The sequence below is a fragment of the Salinimicrobium maris genome (genome assembly GCF_049680855.1).
GTDB lineage: Bacteria > Bacteroidota > Bacteroidia > Flavobacteriales > Flavobacteriaceae > Salinimicrobium.
Genome location: NZ_JBMPGS010000020.1, coordinates 1 through 752 on the forward strand (window position 1 = coordinate 1; position 752 = coordinate 752).

The following is a 752-nucleotide window of genomic DNA, read 5'->3' on the forward strand; positions in this document are numbered from 1 at the left end:
AACTGGTAACTGGGGCTAAGTCGTAACAAGGTAGCCGTACCGGAAGGTGCGGCTGGAACACCTCCTTTCTAGAGCTTTTGCCTCTTAATAGGCAAAACGCAATTACGACATAAGGAGCCTTTTTATAAATAAGAAGTGAGGAGCTTCTTTTGGTCTTAATTCACTGTCAATTTAATTTTTTTTGTTGTAGAGAGTATTTTGATGCTGTATAATGTAATAATTCATTATACAATATGTAGTCTACCTTATACAATAAATTGCAGTCTCATAGCTCAGCTGGTTAGAGCGCTACACTGATAATGTAGAGGTCGGCAGTTCGAGTCTGCCTGAGACTACGGATGCAATTAACAATGATCAATTAACAATGATCAGAGTTATAAGTTCATTGAGAATTATTGAAAGGAAATTTTGGAAGTTGAGTGATTATCACGTAATGGTGAGCACGTTATCAAAACTGTTAACTGTTAACTGGTAACTGCTGACTGATAAACGGGGGATTAGCTCAGCTGGCTAGAGCGCCTGCCTTGCACGCAGGAGGTCATCGGTTCGACTCCGATATTCTCCACCAGATCAATTAGCAATGATCAATAAACAATAAGCAATGAAAAATTGTTAAATGTTAATTGATGATTGATAATTGAACAGAAAGTTCATTGACATATTGAAGAATAAGAATACGAGAAACATAAAAATTTCTATAGTTGAGAGATTATAGATAGAGCAAATTATAATAAAGAGCATATTAGGTAAAA

At 36.0% G+C, this 752-nt stretch carries 2 tRNA genes and 1 rRNA gene; all 3 read left to right on the forward strand.

The window, feature by feature from the left end:
* Nucleotides 1-68: ribosomal RNA gene (locus tag ACOV1Q_RS15885) — 16S ribosomal RNA — on the forward strand; the annotation flags it as partial.
* Nucleotides 69-261: 193 nt separating this feature from the next.
* Nucleotides 262-335 (forward strand) — tRNA-Ile (locus tag ACOV1Q_RS15890).
* 156 nt (nt 336-491) lie between these two features.
* Nucleotides 492-568: transfer RNA gene (locus ACOV1Q_RS15895), tRNA-Ala, on the forward strand.
* The last annotated feature ends 184 nt before the right edge of the window (nt 569-752 follow it).